The 16,794-nt window shown below is 67.6% G+C and carries 14 protein-coding genes; 13 read left to right on the top strand and 1 reads right to left on the bottom strand.

What is annotated here, in order from left to right; genetic code table 11:
* The first annotated feature begins 21 nt into the window (after positions 1-21).
* The 6 genes from MRY84_RS01485 to MRY84_RS01460 all read left to right on the top strand — a co-directional run bounded on the left by MRY84_RS01485 (position 22) and on the right by MRY84_RS01460 (position 7,182).
* On the top strand, positions 22-951 hold the full coding sequence (locus MRY84_RS01485; protein ID WP_218383682.1) for a branched-chain amino acid ABC transporter permease: 930 nt from the start codon (positions 22-24) through the stop codon (positions 949-951).
* Between the two features lie 25 nt (positions 952-976).
* Positions 977-2,053, top strand: a complete 1,077-nt coding sequence (locus MRY84_RS01480; protein ID WP_291503997.1) for a branched-chain amino acid ABC transporter permease — start codon at positions 977-979, stop codon at positions 2,051-2,053.
* A gap of 52 nt (positions 2,054-2,105) precedes the next feature.
* Positions 2,106-3,434, top strand: a complete 1,329-nt coding sequence (locus tag MRY84_RS01475; protein ID WP_291503996.1) for an ABC transporter substrate-binding protein — start codon at positions 2,106-2,108, stop codon at positions 3,432-3,434.
* A 228-nt stretch (positions 3,435-3,662) separates the two neighbouring features.
* On the top strand, positions 3,663-4,478 hold the full coding sequence (locus tag MRY84_RS01470) for an ABC transporter ATP-binding protein (RefSeq protein ID WP_291503995.1): 816 nt from the start codon (positions 3,663-3,665) through the stop codon (positions 4,476-4,478).
* 227 nt (positions 4,479-4,705) lie between these two features.
* Positions 4,706-5,953 (top strand): AMP-binding protein, encoded by a 1,248-nt coding sequence (locus MRY84_RS01465; protein ID WP_291503994.1) that lies wholly within the window; start codon positions 4,706-4,708, stop codon positions 5,951-5,953.
* Between the two features lie 239 nt (positions 5,954-6,192).
* Complete coding sequence (locus MRY84_RS01460) at positions 6,193-7,182, top strand: tripartite tricarboxylate transporter substrate-binding protein (protein ID WP_291503993.1); 990 nt, start codon at positions 6,193-6,195, stop codon at positions 7,180-7,182.
* Between the two features lie 149 nt (positions 7,183-7,331).
* Here MRY84_RS01460 and MRY84_RS01455 read toward each other — a convergent pair whose 3' ends face one another.
* Complete coding sequence (locus MRY84_RS01455; RefSeq protein WP_291503992.1) at positions 7,332-8,135, bottom strand: IclR family transcriptional regulator; 804 nt, start codon at positions 8,133-8,135, stop codon at positions 7,332-7,334.
* Between the two features lie 159 nt (positions 8,136-8,294).
* On the opposite strand from MRY84_RS01455, the gene MRY84_RS01450 reads away from it, so the two are divergent.
* The 7 genes from MRY84_RS01450 to MRY84_RS01420 all read left to right on the top strand — a co-directional run.
* The gene (locus tag MRY84_RS01450) at positions 8,295-9,293 is read left to right on the top strand and encodes a tripartite tricarboxylate transporter substrate binding protein (RefSeq protein WP_291503991.1); all 999 of its coding nucleotides are present in this window, start codon (positions 8,295-8,297) and stop codon (positions 9,291-9,293) included.
* Between the two features lie 18 nt (positions 9,294-9,311).
* Complete coding sequence (locus MRY84_RS01445) at positions 9,312-10,127, top strand: enoyl-CoA hydratase/isomerase family protein (protein ID WP_291503990.1); 816 nt, start codon at positions 9,312-9,314, stop codon at positions 10,125-10,127.
* Positions 10,128-10,132: 5 nt separating this feature from the next.
* Entirely contained in the window at positions 10,133-12,217 is a 2,085-nt protein-coding gene (locus MRY84_RS01440; protein ID WP_291503989.1) for an acetate--CoA ligase family protein, read from the top strand.
* A gap of 9 nt (positions 12,218-12,226) precedes the next feature.
* Entirely contained in the window at positions 12,227-14,296 is a 2,070-nt protein-coding gene (locus MRY84_RS01435) for a 3-hydroxyacyl-CoA dehydrogenase NAD-binding domain-containing protein (protein ID WP_291503988.1), read from the top strand.
* A 58-nt stretch (positions 14,297-14,354) separates the two neighbouring features.
* Complete coding sequence (pcaF, locus tag MRY84_RS01430; RefSeq protein ID WP_291503987.1) at positions 14,355-15,560, top strand: 3-oxoadipyl-CoA thiolase; 1,206 nt, start codon at positions 14,355-14,357, stop codon at positions 15,558-15,560.
* Positions 15,561-15,582: 22 nt separating this feature from the next.
* Positions 15,583-16,449, top strand: coding sequence for an alpha/beta fold hydrolase (locus MRY84_RS01425; RefSeq protein ID WP_291503986.1), 867 nt, complete (start codon positions 15,583-15,585; stop codon positions 16,447-16,449).
* Position 16,450: 1 nt separating this feature from the next.
* A partial coding sequence (locus tag MRY84_RS01420; protein WP_291503985.1) for an MmgE/PrpD family protein occupies positions 16,451-16,794 on the top strand: 344 nt, incomplete at its 3' end.

Below are 16,794 nucleotides of genomic sequence, written 5' to 3'. Positions count from 1 at the left end.
GACGCGCAGGAGACAAACAAGATGGCATTCTTTCTGGAAACACTCATCGGCGGCCTCATGGCCGGCATGCTGTATTCACTGGTGGCCCTGGGCTTCGTGCTGATCTACAAGGCGTCGGGCGTCTTCAATTTCGCGCAGGGTGCCATGGTGCTGTTCGCAGCCCTGGCCATGGCCCGCTTTGCCGAATGGATTCCGAAGTGGACCGGCATCACGAGCCCCATCGTTGCCAACCTGGCGGCTTTCATCATCGCGGGCGCCATCATGTTCGTGGTGGCGTGGGTGATCGAAAAACTCGTACTGCGCCACCTCGTGAACCAGGAAGGCGCCACGCTGCTGATGGCCACGCTGGGCATCACCTACTTCCTCGAAGGCCTGGGCCAGACGATGTTCGGCAGCGACATCTACAAGATCGACGTCGGCATGCCCAAGGACCCGATCTTCATGCTGGAGAGCATGTTCCAGGGCGGCATCCTGGTGAACAAGGAAGACGTGATCGCCGCCGCCATCGCCGCGGGTCTGGTGGCCCTGCTGTCGGTGTTCTTCCAGAAAACCTCCACGGGCCGCGCCCTGCGCGCCGTGGCGGACGACCATCAGGCCGCGCAGTCCATCGGCATTCCGCTCAACCGCATCTGGGTCATCGTGTGGTGCGTGGCCGGCGTCGTGGCGCTGGTGGCCGGGATGATCTGGGGCAGCAAGCTCGGCGTGCAGTTCTCGCTGACCACCGTGGCGCTGCGCGCGCTGCCGGTGGTGATCCTCGGCGGCCTGACTTCGGTGCCCGGCGCCATCATCGGCGGGCTGATCATCGGCGTGGGCGAGAAGCTCTCGGAGGTGTACCTGGGCCCGTTCGTGGGCGGGGGCATCGAGATCTGGTTTGCGTATGTGCTGGCGCTGGTGTTCTTGCTGTTCCGCCCTCAGGGGTTGTTCGGCGAGAAGATCATCGATCGCGTGTAACCCATAAGAACAACAGGAGACACCCATGCTCTACCGCGAAAACGGCCAGTTCAAGACGAGCTACCGCGCCGACCAGCAGATCTTCCCCATCGCGCAGGACCGCATCGCCATCGGCCTCATCCTGGCCGTGGCCTTCCTGGTGGTGCCAGCACTCGCCAGCGACTACATCTTCCGCGCCATTCTGATTCCCTTCGTCATCATGGCGCTGGCAGCGCTGGGGGTGAACATCCTCGTGGGCTACTGCGGGCAGATCTCGCTGGGCTCGGGCGCATTCATGGCGGTGGGTGCCTACGGGGCCTACAACTTCTTCGTGCGCTTTCCCGGCATGCCGCTCATTCCGGCACTCATCCTGGGCGGCCTCTGCGCCACCTTCTTCGGCATCCTGTTCGGGCTGCCCAGCCTGCGCGTCAAGGGCCTGTACCTGGCCGTGGCGACGCTGGCCGCGCAGTTCTTTTCCGACTGGATGTTCCTGCGCATCAAGTGGTTCACCAACAATTCCGACTCGGGGTCGGTGTCGGTGAGCAACCTGCAGGTGCTGGGCATGCCTATCGACAGCGCCGCGAGCAAGTACCTGTTCTGCCTGGCGCTGCTGGTGATCGTGGCCCTGCTCGCCAAGAACCTGGTGCGCGGCGCCATCGGCCGCGAGTGGATGGCCATCCGCGACATGGACGTGGCCGCCGCCGTGATCGGCATCCGCCCCATGTACGCCAAGCTCAGCGCGTTTGCCGTGAGCTCCTTCATCGTGGGCATGGCCGGCGCGCTGTGGGCCTTTGTCCACCTGGGCGCGTGGGAGCCTGCGGCCTTCTCGGTGGAGGTCTCGTTCCGCCTGCTGTTCATGGTCATCATCGGCGGCCTCGGCTCCATCATGGGCGCGTTCTTCGGGGCCGCCTTCATCGTGGTGCTGCCGATCTTCCTGAACCAGTTCCTGCCGGCCTTCCTGGGCCTGTTCGGGCTGGAGATCTCCACGGCCGGCATCTCGCACGCCGAGCTGATGATCTTCGGCGCGCTGATCGTGTGGTTCCTGATCGTCGAGCCTCACGGCCTGGCCAAGCTGTGGTCCACGGCCAAGCAGAAGCTGCGTCTCTGGCCCTTCCCCCACTGATCCCCTGCCAGTTTTTCCCGTGCTTCAACACATTCATCCAAAGGAGACATCCATGAAGCTTTCGAAAATCGTGATCGCCGCCGCGGTGGTTGCAGCAGGTGCTTCGTCCGTCACGACGAGCGCCTTCGCGCAAGCCAAGGAACAGTTCTTCCCGCTGCTGTCCTACCGCACGGGTCCCTATGCGCCCAACGGCGTGCCCTGGGCCAACGGCAAGCAGGACTACATCAAGATGATCAATGCCCGCGATGGTGGCATCAACGGTGTGAAGCTCACCTTTGAAGAGTGCGAAACGGGATACGCCACGGACCGCGGCGTGGAGTGCTACGAGCGCCTCAAGAGCCGCCCTGGCGTGACGCTGTTCGACCCGCAGGCCACCGGCATCACCTTCGCGCTGACCGAGAAGGCGCCCGTGGACAAGATCCCGCTGATGACGCTGGGCTATGGCCTGTCGGTGGCCCAGGACGGCATGGCCTTCAAGTGGAACTTCCCCTTCATGGGAAGCTACTGGACGGGCGCGGACATCCTGATCCAGCACCTGGGCAAGGCCAACGGCGGCCTGGAAAAGCTCAAGGGCAAGAAGATCGCGCTGGTCTACCACGACAGCCCATTTGGCAAGGAGCCCATCCCGCTGCTGCAGGAGCGCGCCAAGATGCACGGCTTCGAGCTGCAGATGCTGCCCGTGACCGCACCGGGTGTGGAGCAGAAAGCCACCTGGCTGCAGGTGCGCCAGAGCCGCCCCGACTACGTGCTGCTGTGGGGCTGGGGCGTGATGAACTCGACCGCCCTCAAGGAAGCCCAGGCCACGGGCTACCCGCGCGACAAGATGTACGGCGTGTGGTGGGCCGGCGCCGAGCCGGATGTGCGCGACGTGGGTGAAGGCGCCAAGGGCTACAACGCACTCGCGCTGAACACCTCGGGCCAGAGCCCCAAGGTGATCCAGGACATCCTGAAGCACGTGCACGAGAAGGGCCAGGGGACCGGCCCCAAGGACGAAGTGGGTTCGGTGCTGTACACGCGCGGCGTGATCATCCAGATGCTGGCGGTGGAAGCCGTGCGCCGTGCGCAGGAACGCTTTGGCAAGGGCAAGGTCATGACCGGCGAGCAGGTGCGCTGGGGCATGGAAAACCTCAACCTCGACCAGAAGAAGCTCGACGCCATGGGCTTTGCGGGCGTGATGCGCCCCCTGTCCACCAGCTGCGCCGACCACATGGGCTCGACCTGGGCGCGCGTGCACACCTGGGACGGCAGCAAGTGGAACTTCTCTTCCGACTGGTACCAGGCGGATGAGCAGATCCTCAAGCCCATGATCAAGGCCGGTGCGGACAAGTACCTGGCGGACAAGAAGATGACGCGACGCGACGCTGCGGACTGCCAGTCTTGATTCGGACCATCCCCCTGAGGCGCTGACGCGCCTTCCCCCTTCTCTCGAATCGCTGGCGCGATTCGGGAAGGGGGACGCCACCGGTGCGGCGGGGCGGCCCTTGCACGGTGGCCCCAGTTTGGGCTGCGACAGTGTTTACGGCCGGTGATCTGTGGTTGCTCCTTTGGGGCAGCCGCCAATCCAAAGAATTGCTTGCAGCTCTTTGGATTGGCACAGCGAAGGAACACCATGGACTCTTCCAACAGCAATATCGTTCTCAACGTCAACGGCATCGAGGTCATCTACAACCACGTGATCCTGGTCCTCAAGGGCGTCTCGCTGCAGGTGCGCGAGGGCAGCATCGTGGCCATCCTGGGGGGCAACGGGGCGGGCAAGACCACCACGCTGCGCGCCATCTCCAATTTGCTCAAGGGCGAGCGGGGCGAGGTGACCAAGGGCAGCATCGAGCTGCGCGGCGAGCGCATCGAAAACCTGTCTCCCGCTGACCTGGTCAAGCGCGGCGTGGTGCAGGTGATGGAGGGGCGGCACTGCTTTGCCCACCTGACCATCGAAGAGAACCTGATGACCGGCAGCTACACCCGCACCAGCAAGGGCGAGATCGCGGCCAACCTGGAGAAGGTCTACAACTACTTTCCGCGCCTGAAGACACGGCGCACCTCGCAGGCGGCCTACACCTCGGGCGGCGAGCAGCAGATGTGCGCCATCGGCCGCGCGCTCATGGCCAACCCCAGCATGGTGCTGCTGGACGAGCCCTCGATGGGACTGGCGCCGCAGATCGTGGAAGAAGTTTTCAACATCGTGCAGGACCTGAACAAGAAGGAAAAGGTGACCTTCCTGCTGGCAGAGCAGAACACCAACATGGCCCTGAAATATTCCGACTACGGCTACATCATGGAAAGCGGCCGCGTGGTGATGGACGGGGCCGCGAGCGACCTGGCCAACAACGAGGACGTGAAGGAGTTCTACCTGGGCGTAGGGGGCGGCGAGCGCAAGAGCTTCAAGGATGTCAAGAGCTACAAGCGGCGCAAGCGCTGGCTGGCCTGACATGCCCCCTGTGGCGCTGCGCGCCTTCCCCCTCAGGGGGACGCACCCGGTGGCCTGGCAAAGCCAGTTCCACGGGTGCGCTGGTGGGGCAGCGCGGGCGACCAGGGCGTTGTCTATTTTCAGACCTCGCAGAAATTCACTCTTGATTTCATAGCTGCTTGCGCTTGCCGGATAAGCGCTAGAGGCCGATTTGATTCAAAACCACCATCTCACAAGGAAACCCAGGCATGAGCACGTTTTATGACGACCTGGAAACCCGCAGTCCAGCCGAGCGCGAAGCGGCCTTGATGGCGGCGCTGCCGCGGCAGATCGCCCATGCCCAGAAGGCTTCACCGGCATTTGCCAGCATCCTGGCGGGTGTGGATGCGGTTGCCATCAACAGCCGCGCAGCCTTGGCGCAACTGCCCGTGACGCGCAAGTACGAGCTGCTGGAACGCCAGCAGGCGGGCCGGGCTGCCAACGTGTTTGGCGGCTTCAGCGCGCTGGGGTTCGGGCCGGGCATGACGCGCGTGTTCGCCAGCCCCGGCACCATCTACGAACCCGAGGGCACGCGGCCGGACTACTGGCGCATGGCGCGGGCCATCTACGCGGCGGGGTTTCGGCGCGGGGACCTGATCCACAACAGCTTCAGCTACCACTTCGTACCCGCGGGCTCGATGATGGAGACCGGCGCGCATGCACTGGGCTGCACCGTGTTCCCGGGCGGCACGGGACAGACCGAGCAGCAGGTGCAGGCCATGGCCGAGCTGAAACCAGCGGGCTACATCGGCACGCCGAGCTTCCTGAAGATCATCGTGGAGAAGGCCGCCGAGCTGGGCGTGCCGCTGCCCACGGTGACCAAGGCCATGGTGTCGGGCGAAGCCTTCCCGCCCAGCCTGCGCGACTGGTTTGCCCAGCGCGGCATTGCGGGATACCAGTGCTACGCCACGGCCGACCTGGGCCTGATCGCCTACGAGACCTCGGCCCGCGAAGGCCTGGTGCTGGACGAAGGTGTGATCGTCGAGATCGTGCGCCCCGGCACGGGCGACCCGGTGCCCGAAGGTGAGGTGGGCGAGCTGGTGGTGACCACGCTCAACCCCGACTACCCGCTAATCCGCTTCGGTACGGGCGACCTCTCGGCCGTGCTGCCCGGCCCCTGCCCCACGGGCCGGACCAACACCCGCATCAAGGGCTGGATGGGCCGGGCCGACCAGACCACCAAGGTGCGCGGCATGTTCGTGCACCCCGGCCAGGTGGCGCAGATCGCCAAGCGCTTTCCGCAGGTGCTGCGCGCGCGGCTGGTCGTCAGCGGCGAGATGGCCAATGACCAGATGGTGCTGCAGGTGGAAACAAATGAAACCGCCGAGGGCCTGGCGCGCCTCCTGGGCGACGCCATCCGCGAAGTGACCAAGCTGCGCGGCGACGTGCAGATGGTGGCGCCCGGCACCCTGCCCAACGATGGCAAGGTGATCGAGGACGCACGCAGCTACCAATAGCAGCCCGCAAAGCGCCGCCACGGCGTTTTGCGATAGCGCAAGAGCGCACCACTTTGCGCAGCAGCCCGCGCAGTGTTTACCCTAACAAACGCTCTGCTTTTGATAGCGACATGCGCTTTATTCACGGCGCTTTCACTCCTGTTTTCCTGAAAGACCATGCTCCGCATGGGCTACGTAATTCCCGCAATGGCCGGGCTGCACCCCCTGGCTATCATGGCGCGTCATTTACAGGAGACACCATGAAAACGATGCTGAAAATCGCCTTGGCCGCAGCGGCCACCGTAGCCGCCTTTGGTGCTGCCGCCCAGGACTATCCCGCCAAGGACAAGACCATCACGATCGTGGTTCCATACGCTGCCGGCGGCCCCACCGACCGCGTGGCACGCGATCTGGCCGAAGCCCTGCGCAAGCCCCTGGGCGGCGTGAGCGTGGTGGTCGACAACGCGGCCGGTGCAGGCAGCACCATCGGCTCTGCCAAGGTTGCCCGTGCAGCACCCGATGGTTACACGCTGCTGCTCAACCACGTGAGCATGGCCACCATGCCCACGATGTATCGCAAGCTGTCCTTCAACGTCGCCAACGACTTCGAGTACCTGGGCATCATCAACGACGTGCCCATGACGCTGATCGCACGCCCCTCCATGCCCGCGAACAACTACAAGGAACTCTCCGCCTGGATCCAGCAGAACAAAGGCAAGATCAACCTGGGCAACGCCGGCCAGGGTTCCGCTTCGCACCTGTGCGGGCTGATGTTCCAGAGCGCGCTGCAGGCCGACATGACCCCCGTGCCGTACAAGGGCACCGCTCCGGCCATCACCGACCTGATCGGCGGCCAGATCGACCTACTGTGCGACCAAACCACCAACACCACCTCGCAGATCGAAGGCAAGAAGGTCAAGGCGTATGCCGTGACCACCTCCAAGCGCCTGACCACGCCCGCCCTGAAGGACCTGCCCACGCTGGCGGAATCCGGCGTAAAGGACTTCAGCGTGACCATCTGGCACGGCCTGTATGCGCCCAAGGGCACGCCCGCGCCGGTGCTGACCAAGATCAACGATGCCCTGAAGACTGCGCTGAAGGACCCTGAGTTCATCAAGAAGCAGGAAGGCCTGGGCGCCGTGGTCGCCACCGACAAGCGCGTGGAATCCGCCGAACACAAGAAGTTCGTGGCGGCCGAGACCGAAAAGTTTGGCGCTGTGATCAAGGCCGCCGGCTCCTACGCCGACTGACTTGACAACCCCCTGTTGCGCCAGAGTAGCTGCCACGCAGTGCTCTGGGCATGCCCCTGCGGCAAGCCACTGCATTCCTCGGAGTGTGGTGGCTTTTTTTCTTGGCCATGGCCGCAGCCCCGCAAGGCGCATGGTGGCTTGGGACTTCTTCAGCTCACCTCCATCCGCCACAGCGCTTGTGAAATCCGCTCCGCCAGGGCCTTCAGCGGGGTACTGAGCTCGGCCTCAATCTCCGAAGCGCTCTGCTGCGTAGTGACGCTCATGTTGAGCACATAGATGGCGCCGCCTGGCGCGACGACAGGCCGCGCAAGAGCCACTACCTCCGGTTGCCACGTAGCGACGCAATAGCCCTTGCGCGCGAACAGTTGCACGGCCTGCAGGATCTCTTCGCGCAGCGCCCGCCAGCCGGAGCGTCGCTGCCGCCCCAGCCTCAACAGCAGCGCGCGCCGCTGTGCATCAGGCACGGCACACAAGTACGCACGGCCCAGCGACGTGAGTTCGATGGGCACGCGCTGGCCAGCCACCACGCTGCGCAAGGACACCTTGCGGTTGTAGCGGATGGACTCGAGATAGACCATCTCCTCCCGGTCCGCCACCGCCAAGCCCACATTCACGCGCAACTTTTCCGCGGCAGTCCGCATGAGCGGGGCCGCTGCCTGCAGCACGGGCGAGCCCGAGCGCATGGCATGCGCGAAGCTGAGCACGGGCGCGGCCAGGCGGTAGGCGCGGCGCTGCAAGTCGTGCTCCAGCAGACCACATTGCACCAGCGTCTGCGTGAGCCGGCTCACGGTGGCGCGTGAAAGGCCCGTGCGCTCGCACAGCTCGCCATTGCCCAGCAGATCGGCTCCCGGGCGGAAAGCGCGCAGGATCTCCACGCCGCGCTCCAGCGAGCGGTTCAGCGTCGGTTCTTCGTGGTGCTTGCGCCTCGCGGCGTCTCGGGCAGATGTCGCCATGGATGAATAGATCCTGCTGGTTATTTCCATTCAGTGGAATTGGGGAGGTGCTCTTCGTGGGGGGTTCTTTTACGCTTCCCTTGCGAATCAGGCGGCACGCGATGCCGCCGCCGGAATGCCCCGGCCCCTGGGCAAATCACCCATGAACGGAGACAAGAAATGTACCCATCCCTGCCTTCTGTGCGCTCGCGCCTTGCGGCGTTGCTCACTGCCACAGCCGTTGTGGCCGGATTCCAGGCAGCGTCTGCGCGCGCTGCGTTTCCAGAAAAACCCGTGCGCATTGTCGTGCCCTTCGCACCCGGCGGCGGCACCGACCTGGTGGCGCGGTCACTCACCACGGTCATGGGCCAGGAGCTGGGTCAGCCCGTCATCATCGACAACAAGCCCGGCGCAGGCACCATCATCGGCACGGACATCGCGGCCAAGAGCCCTGCCGATGGCTACACCCTCGTCATGGCCACGGTGGCCCATGTGGTGAACCCCAGCCTCCAGCCCAAGCTGCCCTACAACCATGAGAAGGCGTTCACGCCGGTCATGCTGGTGGGCGTCTCGCCGAACGTGCTGGTGGTGCGCGACAGCAGTCCATTCAAGTCCGTCAAGGACGTCATCGCGGCCGCCAAGGCCTCCCCCGGCAAGCTGTCCTTCGCCTCGCAAGGGGCCGGCACCTCCGCCCACCTGGCCGGTGAGCTGTTCAAGAACCTCACCGGCACCAACCTCATCCATGTGCCTTACCGCGGCGCGGGCCCGGCCCTCACCGACCTGCTGGGCGGCCAGGTGGATGTCATGTTTGCCACCGCAGCGGCCGTGGGCGCCATGGTGGAAAAGGGACAGCTGCGCGCGCTCGCCGTCACCACCGCCACCCGCTCTCCGGCGCCGGCCCTCGCCAAGGTGCCCACCGTGGCAGAGAGCGGTGTGCCGGGCTATGTGGCCGACAGCTGGTACGGGCTGTTCGCGCCGGCCGGCACGCCTGCCGACGTGATCGAAAAACTCAACAGCGCCGCCAAGAAGGCAGCCCAAACCGAGGCCTTCCGCAAGAAGCTGGAAGCCGAGGGGCTGGTCATCAAGGCGGGCACCCCCGCGGAGTTTGACACCTACGCGAAGGGCGAGGAGGCCCGCTGGCGCAAGGTCGTCAAGGACAACAACATCACCACCGAATAGTGTTCTGAAAGCACAGAAATGACCTCCCAGCTGATCAAACTGAGCGTTGCCAACGGCATCGCGACCCTCGCCCTCAACCGCCCCGAAAAGCGCAACGCGATGAGCGACGCCATGCGAAGCGAATTCATCGCCGCGCTGGAGCATGTGAGCGCCGAGAAATCCATTCGCGCCCTGGTGCTGACCGGCAACGGCAAGGGCTTCTGCGCAGGCGGCGACATCGCGGGCATGGAGCGCCGCATGAGCGCGCCCACCGGCGAGATCGCCTTCAACGGCTGGCACCGCCAGCAAGGCGTGCACTACACGCAGACCCTGCTGCACACGATGCCCAAGCCCACCATCGCGGCCGTGAACGGTTCCGCCTCGGGCCTGGGGGCCGACACCGCGCTGGCGTGCGACTTCATCATCGCCAGCGAGTGGGCGAACTTCTCCTGGTCGTACATCCACCGCGGCATCATCCCCGACGGCGGCGGCATGTACTTCCTGCCGCGCCGCGTGGGCCTGCCCCGGGCCAAGGAGCTGATCTTCACCGGCCGCAAGGTGGACGTGGAGGAGGCGCTGGCCCTGGGCATCGTGGACCGCAAGACCTCGGCCGACACCTTGGTGGCCGATGCGCAGGCCTGGGCGGCCGAGCTGAGCAAGGGCTCGGCCACCGCGCTGGCGCTGGGCAAGACCATCCTGGACCAGAGCTTCGAACTCTCGGCACAGCAGGTGTTTTCGCAGGGCAGCCAGGCCCAGGGCATCTGCTACACCAGCACGGAGCACCGCGAGGCGGTGATGGCCTTCCTCGCGAAGGCCTCGGCCGCCACGACCACCCCAACGACCGGAAAGGAGTGAGCCCCATGAACGCCCTCTCCCGCCTGCTCAAGCCCCAAAGCGTTGCCATCATCGGCGCCTCTGCCGACGCCAGCAAGACCGCCGGGCGCCCCGTGTCCTATTTGCTCAAGCACGGGTTCGCCGGCCGCATCTATCCGGTCAATCCCAAGGTGGACCGCATCGGCGACCTGCCCTGCTACCCCGACATCGCCGCCCTGCCCGGCGTGCCCGACGTGGGCATCGTGCTGCTGGGCGCGGAGCGTGCCCACATCGCCGTGCGCGAGCTTGCCGAGCGCGGCACCGCCGCCGCCATCGTGCTGGCCAGCGGCTACACCGAAACCGGCGCTGAAGGCGCGCGCCGCCAGCAGCAGCTCATCGAAGCTGCGGGTCGCATGCGCATCCTGGGCCCCAACACCATCGGCCTGGTGAACCTTACTGACAACATCGTGCTGTCGGCCACGGGCGCGCTGGAGATGGAGCACTTTCCCGTGGGGGGCATCGGTGTGGTGTCCCAGAGCGGGGGCATCCTGGGGGCGCTGCTGTCGCGCGCTGCAGCGCGCGGCATCGGCCTGTCCAAGTTGATCTCCACCAGCAACGAGGTGGACCTGGAGCTGGCCGATTTCATCGACCACCTGGCGGACGACGAGGCCACCAAGGTCATCGCCCTGTACGTGGAAACCGTGCGCAACCCGGACAAGTTCCGTAACGCTTGCCTCAAGGCGGCGCGCGCGGGCAAGCCGGTGGTGGCGTTCAAGATCGGCCGGTCTGAAGCCGGCGCCCAGGCTGCCGTGTCGCACACCGGCGCGCTGGCGGGTGCCGACCGCATGTACGACGCGCTGTTCAAGCAGGTGGGCGTGATCCGCGCGCAGACCTTCAGCGACCTGCTGGACATGCCCGCAGCGCTGGCAACCGGGCGAAAACTGCACGGCCGGCGCGTGGCCATCCTCACCTCCACTGGAGGTGCCGGCACGCTGGTGTCCGATGACCTGGGTCTCGCGGGCTTCGACACCCCTGCACCCGACGCCGCCACGGCCGAGGCCCTGCGCGCACTGCAAACCGGCGACCACGCCGTGCTGGACCGCAACCCCATCGACGTGACGTTGGCCGGCCTCAAGCCCGACCTGCTGCGCGGCGCCATCAAGGTGCTGCTGGCCAGCCCGAGCTATGACGCGCTCACCGTCATCGTGGGCTCGTCCAGCCTCGCCATGCCCGAGCTGCTGGCCGGCGCCATCGAGGACTGCCTGCCCCACTCCGACAAGCCGGTGATCGCCTACGTGAGCCCGCATGCGCCCGAAGTGGGTGCGCTGCTCACGCAGCGGGGGGTGCCCGCTTTTGCCGCCGCCGAGAGCTGCACGGCCGCGCTGCGCGCCATGCTGCAAGCGGCGGACCTGCAACCCCAGCTGGAAGCGAGCGCACCAGCAGCCGCCGTGCCGCTGGAGGCATTGCCCAGCGGCACACTGGACGAACACCAGGCCAAGCAGCTCTTTGCGCGCTTTGGCGTGCCGTGCGCGGGCGAGCGCATCGCCGCCACCCCCGCCGAGGCCGAAGCCGCAGCCCGCGAACTGGGCGGGCGCGTGGTGCTGAAGATCCTGTCGGCCGAGATCACGCACAAGAGCGACGTGGGCGGCGTGGCCGTGAACCTCACGCCCGAGAGCATTGGCACGCGCCTGCTGGCCATGGCCTCCGACGTAGAGGCCAAGGCCGGCGTGCAGCCCAGGCGCTTTCTCGTGCAGGAGATGGTGGCGGGCGGCACCGAGCTGATCCTGGGCATGCACCGCGATGCGCTGGGCACGGCCATCCTGCTGGGCATGGGCGGCGTGACGGCGGAGCTGTTCAAGGACACCACCATGCGCCTGCTGCCGCCCGAGGGTGGCCTCTCGCGCGCCGACGCGCTGGCCATGGCGCAGGAGCTCAAGACCTGGCCGCTGCTGGACGGCTTCCGGGGCCGTCCCAAGGCCGACGTGCCCGCGCTCGTCGATGCCATCATGGCCTTCTCGCAAATGGCCGCGCAGCTGGGCGAGCGCTTGGTGGAGGCCGAGATCAACCCGGTCTTCGTGTTGCCCCAGGGCCAGGGCGTGCGCGCCGCCGACGGCGTGGTGGTGCTGGCCTGAGGACGCGCCATGGATGCACAGCACAAGGTGCGCCTGGAGCGCGAGGGCAGCGTGGGCGTCATCGTCATCGACAACCCGCCCATCAACGCCGGCTCCGCCGCCGTGCGCGCGGGGCTACTCAGCGCAATCCAGGCCGTGCAGGCCGATGCCAGCCTGCAGGCGGCCATCCTCATCGGCGCGGGCAAGACCTTCATCGCCGGCTCAGACCTGCGCGAATTCGGCCTGCGCCTGGTAGAGCCGCAGCTGCCCGATGTGATCGCCGCCATCGAGGCCTGCCCCAAGCCCTTTGTGGCGGCGCTGCATGGTGCGGCGCTGGGCGGTGGCTTTGAGTTGGCACTGGGCTGCGACGCCCGCGTGGCCGCGCCCGGCACCGTGGTCGGACTGCCAGAGGTCACGCTGGGCATCATCCCCGGCGCGGGCGGCACACAGCGGCTGCCGCGCATCGTGGGCGTGCCGCGCGCGATCGCCATGGTCTGCTCGGGCGAACGCGTCCCGGCCGCACAGGCGCTGCAGGCAGGCTTGGTGGACGATCTGGCCGCCAGCGAGGCCAGCTTGCGCACCGCCGCCGTCGCACGTGCCGAAGCGTTGGCCGCACGCGGCGGCAAGCGCCGTCTGCGCGACCTGCCCGTGCCGGAGTCCGACGCTGCGGCCATCGAAGCTGCCGCCGAGGCCGCCCTCAGGGCGGGCAAGCGCCGCCCGCAAGTGGCTGCGGCCATTGCCGCCGTGCGGTCCACCGCCACGCTGCCCATCGACGAAGGCCTGCGCCAGGAGCGCGAAGTGTTCCAGCGCCTGCGCCTGGGCCGCGAAGCCCGCGCGCTGCGGCACCAGTTCTTTGCCGAGCGCGACAGCGCCCGAGTGCCCGTACTGCAAGGCGTGGCGCCTCGGTCAGCGGACACGGTGGCCGTGCTCGGCGCCGGCACCATGGGCACGGGCATCGCCTTGGCGGCGCTGGCGGCTGGCTGCACCGTGCTGCTGATCGAGCAGGACGCGGCGGCCCTGGAGCGCGGCACCCAGCGCATCCACCACCACTACGCCGACCGGACGCGCGCCGGTAAGCTGGACGCCGCGCAGGCCCACGCACAGCAGCAGCGCCTGCACCCAGGCCTGGACTGGAGCGCACTGGCCGAGGCCGATCTGGTGATCGAGGCCGTGTTCGAAGACCTGGAGGTCAAGCAGCAGGTGTTCGCGCGCATCGGTGCCATCGCCCGGCCCGGCGCCGTGCTCGCCAGCAACACCTCCTACCTGGACCTGGATGCCATTGCCAACGCCACCCAACGGCCGCAGGATGTGATCGGCCTGCACTTCTTCAGCCCCGCGAACGTGATGCGCCTCCTGGAGGTGGTGCGCGGCGCGGCCAGCGCGCCCGATGCGCTGGCCACCGGCATGGCCTTCGGCCGCCGCCTGGGCAAGCTGCCCCTGCTCACGGGCAATGCCTTCGGGTTTGTAGGCAATCGTTTGTATGCGGCTTACCGCCGCCAGTGCGAGTTCCTGATCGAGGAAGGCGCCTGGCCCGGGCAGGTGGACGCGGCGCTGCAGCAGTTCGGCTTTGCCATGGGCCCCTTCGCGGTGGCCGACCTCTCGGGGCTGGACATCGCCTGGCGCATGCGCCAGGCCCACGCCGCCAAGCGCGACCCGGCAGCCCGCTACGTGGACATCCCCGACCGGCTGTGCGAGGCCGGCCGCCTGGGCCGCAAGACGGGCGCGGGCTACTACCGGTACAGCGAAAGCGGCGAGCGCACGGTGGACCCCGCCGTGCACGCGGTGATCGCCCAGGCCCGTGCCGTAAAGGGCATCGCGCCTCGCAAGGTGGACGACGCCGAAATCCAGCGCCGGGCCCTGCTCGCGCTGGCCAACGAAGCCGCATTGCTGCTGGCCGAAGGCGTGGCCGCACACCCCACCGATGTGGACTTGGCCTTGGTCAACGGCTACGGATTTCCGCGCTGGGAAGGCGGCGTGGTGTTCTGGGCCCGCGAACGCGGCGAACAGGCCCTGCGCGAGGACTTCGCCTGGTTGGCGGACGTCAGCGAGCCGGGCAGCCGGCGGGGTGATCCGTCGGTGCTGCTGAGCTCGGCCGGCTAAGCGGACAGGCACTCCACCTGCTGCGGACATTGAAGCAACCCCATCTGGAAATGAACTGATGAACCGACAAGCCTTTATCTGTGACGCCGTGCGCACCCCCTTCGGCCGCTACGGTGGCAGCCTCTCGGGCGTGCGCGCCGACGACCTGGGCGCCGTGCCGCTCAAGGCCCTGATGGCCCGCCACCCCCAGCTGGACTGGGAGGCAGTGGCCGACATCATCTACGGCTGTGCCAACCAGGCCGGCGAGGACAACCGCAATGTGGCGCGCATGGCGGCGCTGCTGGCCGGCCTGCCCGTGGGGCTACCGGGCAGCACCGTGAACCGGCTGTGCGGATCGGGCCTGGACGCGCTGGGCACGGCGGCGCGCGCCATCAAGGCGGGCGAAGCGAGCCTGATGCTGGCCGGCGGGGTGGAAAGCATGAGCCGTGCGCCCTTCGTGATGGGCAAGGCCGAGACCGCCTTCTCGCGCGCCGCCCGAGTTGAGGACACCACCATCGGCTGGCGCTTGGTGAACCCGCAGATGAAAGCCCTCTACGGCGTGGACAGCATGCCCGAGACCGCCGAGAACGTGGCCACCGACTACGGCATCGCCCGCGAGGACCAGGACCGCATGGCCCTGGCCTCGCAGCGCAAGGCCCTCGCCGCCCAGCAACGCGGCTTCTTCGACGCGGAGATCGTGCCCGTGATGGTCCCGCAAAAGAAGGGCGATGCCGTGGCCGTGGTGCGCGATGAGCACCCGCGCGAGACCACGCTGGAGGCACTGGCCCGGCTGCCGGGCGTGGTGCGGCCGGGCGGCACGGTGACGGCCGGCAACGCCTCGGGCGTGAACGATGGCGCCTGCGCGCTGCTGCTGGCCGATGAAGCCGCGGCCGCGCGCCACGGCCTCACGCCGCGTGCCCGCGTGGTGGCCATGGCCACGGCCGGTGTGCCGCCGCGCGTCATGGGCATGGGGCCCGCTCCCGCCACCCGCAAGGTACTGGCACTGGCCGGCCTCACACTGGCGCAGATGGACGTGATCGAGCTCAACGAAGCCTTTGCCGCACAGGGCCTGGCCGTGCTGCGCGACCTGGGCCTGCCCGACGACGACGAGCGGGTGAACCCCAACGGCGGCGCCATTGCGCTGGGCCACCCGCTGGGCGCCTCGGGTGCCCGGCTGGCCACCACCGCCATCAACCAGCTGCATGCCACGGGTGGTCGCTACGCGCTGTGCACGATGTGCATCGGGGTGGGCCAGGGCATTGCGGTGGTGTTGGAGCGGGTGTGAGCGAAGCCTCGGGACTGGCACAGTGGACAACGAACCCTTGCGCTTCATCGCCGAGCTGGAGCGGCTGGCCGAGCGCCACGACATCGCGGTGCCCGGCACGGATGCCCGCATCGCCTGGCGCCGCTTTGGATCGGGCGGCCCGCCCGTGGTGCTTCTGCATGGCGGCCATGGCAGCTGGCTGCACTGGGCGCGTAATGTGCAGGCGCTGGCGGCTTTCCACACGGTGTGGGTGCCTGACCTGCCGGGCTATGGCAACTCCACCGGCGGTGCGGACCTCACGCTCGAATCCATCGTCGCGCTTCTCAAGACCTCGCTCGACTGCCTGATCGGCGCCAACGCCCGCGTGCAAGTCGTGGGCTTTTCCTTTGGCGGCCTGGTGGCGGCGGCCCTGGCCATGGAGCACGGCGCCGTCTGCAGTCTGGCGCTGCTGGGCCCCGCAGGACATGGCGGACCACGCCGCCCCCAGGGCGAGCTGCGCCCCTGGCAGCCAGCCCATGTCCGGGGCAATGCACAGGCCCTGGACGACGCCCTGCGGCACAACCTGGGCGTTCAGATGCTGCAGGGCGCGCACAGCGTGGATGCCGCGGCGCTGCACATCCACCGCGAGGCCTGCCTGCGCACGCGCTTTCGCAGCAAATCCCTGTCCCGCGCAGGCGCGCTACCCGCCTTACTCGCCCGGTACGCTGGGCCCATCTTGCTGGCCTGGGGAGAACATGACGTGACCGCCGTCCCCGAAACCACCAGGCCGCTGCTGGCCCAGCGCACGGATTCCAGCCGCTTCGTGGTGGTGCCCGGCGCAGGACACTGGGTGCAGTACGAAGCCGCCGCCGACATCAACGCCCTGCTGCTGCAGTGGCTCAACCCTTTCCCCCTCCCCGAAGAGACCTGAGATGCACGCCACCGAAGTACTGGGCCACTACGCCACCGAATTCCATCGCCAGCCGCTGCCCGAGGCCGTCATCCACCATGCCAAGCGGGCCGTGATCGACTGGTACGCCTCCCTTTTCCCCGGCCTGGCTGCGGCGCCCGTCGCCATCCTGGAGCAGGCCCTGGTGGAGGACCTGGACCGGGGCCGCGCGCGGCTGGGCAACGGGCGCAGCAGTACCGCGCGTACGGCGGCGCTCATCAACGGCACGGCCGCCCACGCGGCGGAGGTGGACGACAGCTTCCGCGACGCGATGTACCACCCGGGCGCCGCCACCATCGCGGCAGCGCTGGCGGCTGCGCAGGACCG

This window comes from Acidovorax sp. (assembly GCF_022763525.1).
In the GTDB taxonomy this organism is placed as follows: domain Bacteria; phylum Pseudomonadota; class Gammaproteobacteria; order Burkholderiales; family Burkholderiaceae_C; genus Acidovorax.
This window is presented reverse-complemented; position numbering and strand designations above follow the sequence as displayed.

What these genes read in the sequence shown, in the direction of transcription:
- MRY84_RS01465 (WP_291503994.1), top strand. Translation starts at nt 4,706, where the DNA reads ATGAGCACGTTTTATGACGACCTGGAAACCCGCAGTCCAGCCGAGCGC.
- MRY84_RS01455 (WP_291503992.1), bottom strand. Translation starts at nt 8,135, where the DNA reads ATGGCGACATCTGCCCGAGACGCCGCGAGGCGCAAGCACCACGAAGAA.
- MRY84_RS01470 (WP_291503995.1), top strand. Translation starts at nt 3,663, where the DNA reads ATGGACTCTTCCAACAGCAATATCGTTCTCAACGTCAACGGCATCGAG.
- pcaF (WP_291503987.1), top strand. Translation starts at nt 14,355, where the DNA reads ATGAACCGACAAGCCTTTATCTGTGACGCCGTGCGCACCCCCTTCGGC.
- MRY84_RS01440 (WP_291503989.1), top strand. Translation starts at nt 10,133, where the DNA reads ATGAACGCCCTCTCCCGCCTGCTCAAGCCCCAAAGCGTTGCCATCATC.
- MRY84_RS01445 (WP_291503990.1), top strand. Translation starts at nt 9,312, where the DNA reads ATGACCTCCCAGCTGATCAAACTGAGCGTTGCCAACGGCATCGCGACC.
- MRY84_RS01460 (WP_291503993.1), top strand. Translation starts at nt 6,193, where the DNA reads ATGAAAACGATGCTGAAAATCGCCTTGGCCGCAGCGGCCACCGTAGCC.
- MRY84_RS01450 (WP_291503991.1), top strand. Translation starts at nt 8,295, where the DNA reads ATGTACCCATCCCTGCCTTCTGTGCGCTCGCGCCTTGCGGCGTTGCTC.
- MRY84_RS01475 (WP_291503996.1), top strand. Translation starts at nt 2,106, where the DNA reads ATGAAGCTTTCGAAAATCGTGATCGCCGCCGCGGTGGTTGCAGCAGGT.
- MRY84_RS01480 (WP_291503997.1), top strand. Translation starts at nt 977, where the DNA reads ATGCTCTACCGCGAAAACGGCCAGTTCAAGACGAGCTACCGCGCCGAC.
- MRY84_RS01435 (WP_291503988.1), top strand. Translation starts at nt 12,227, where the DNA reads ATGGATGCACAGCACAAGGTGCGCCTGGAGCGCGAGGGCAGCGTGGGC.
- MRY84_RS01485 (WP_218383682.1), top strand. Translation starts at nt 22, where the DNA reads ATGGCATTCTTTCTGGAAACACTCATCGGCGGCCTCATGGCCGGCATG.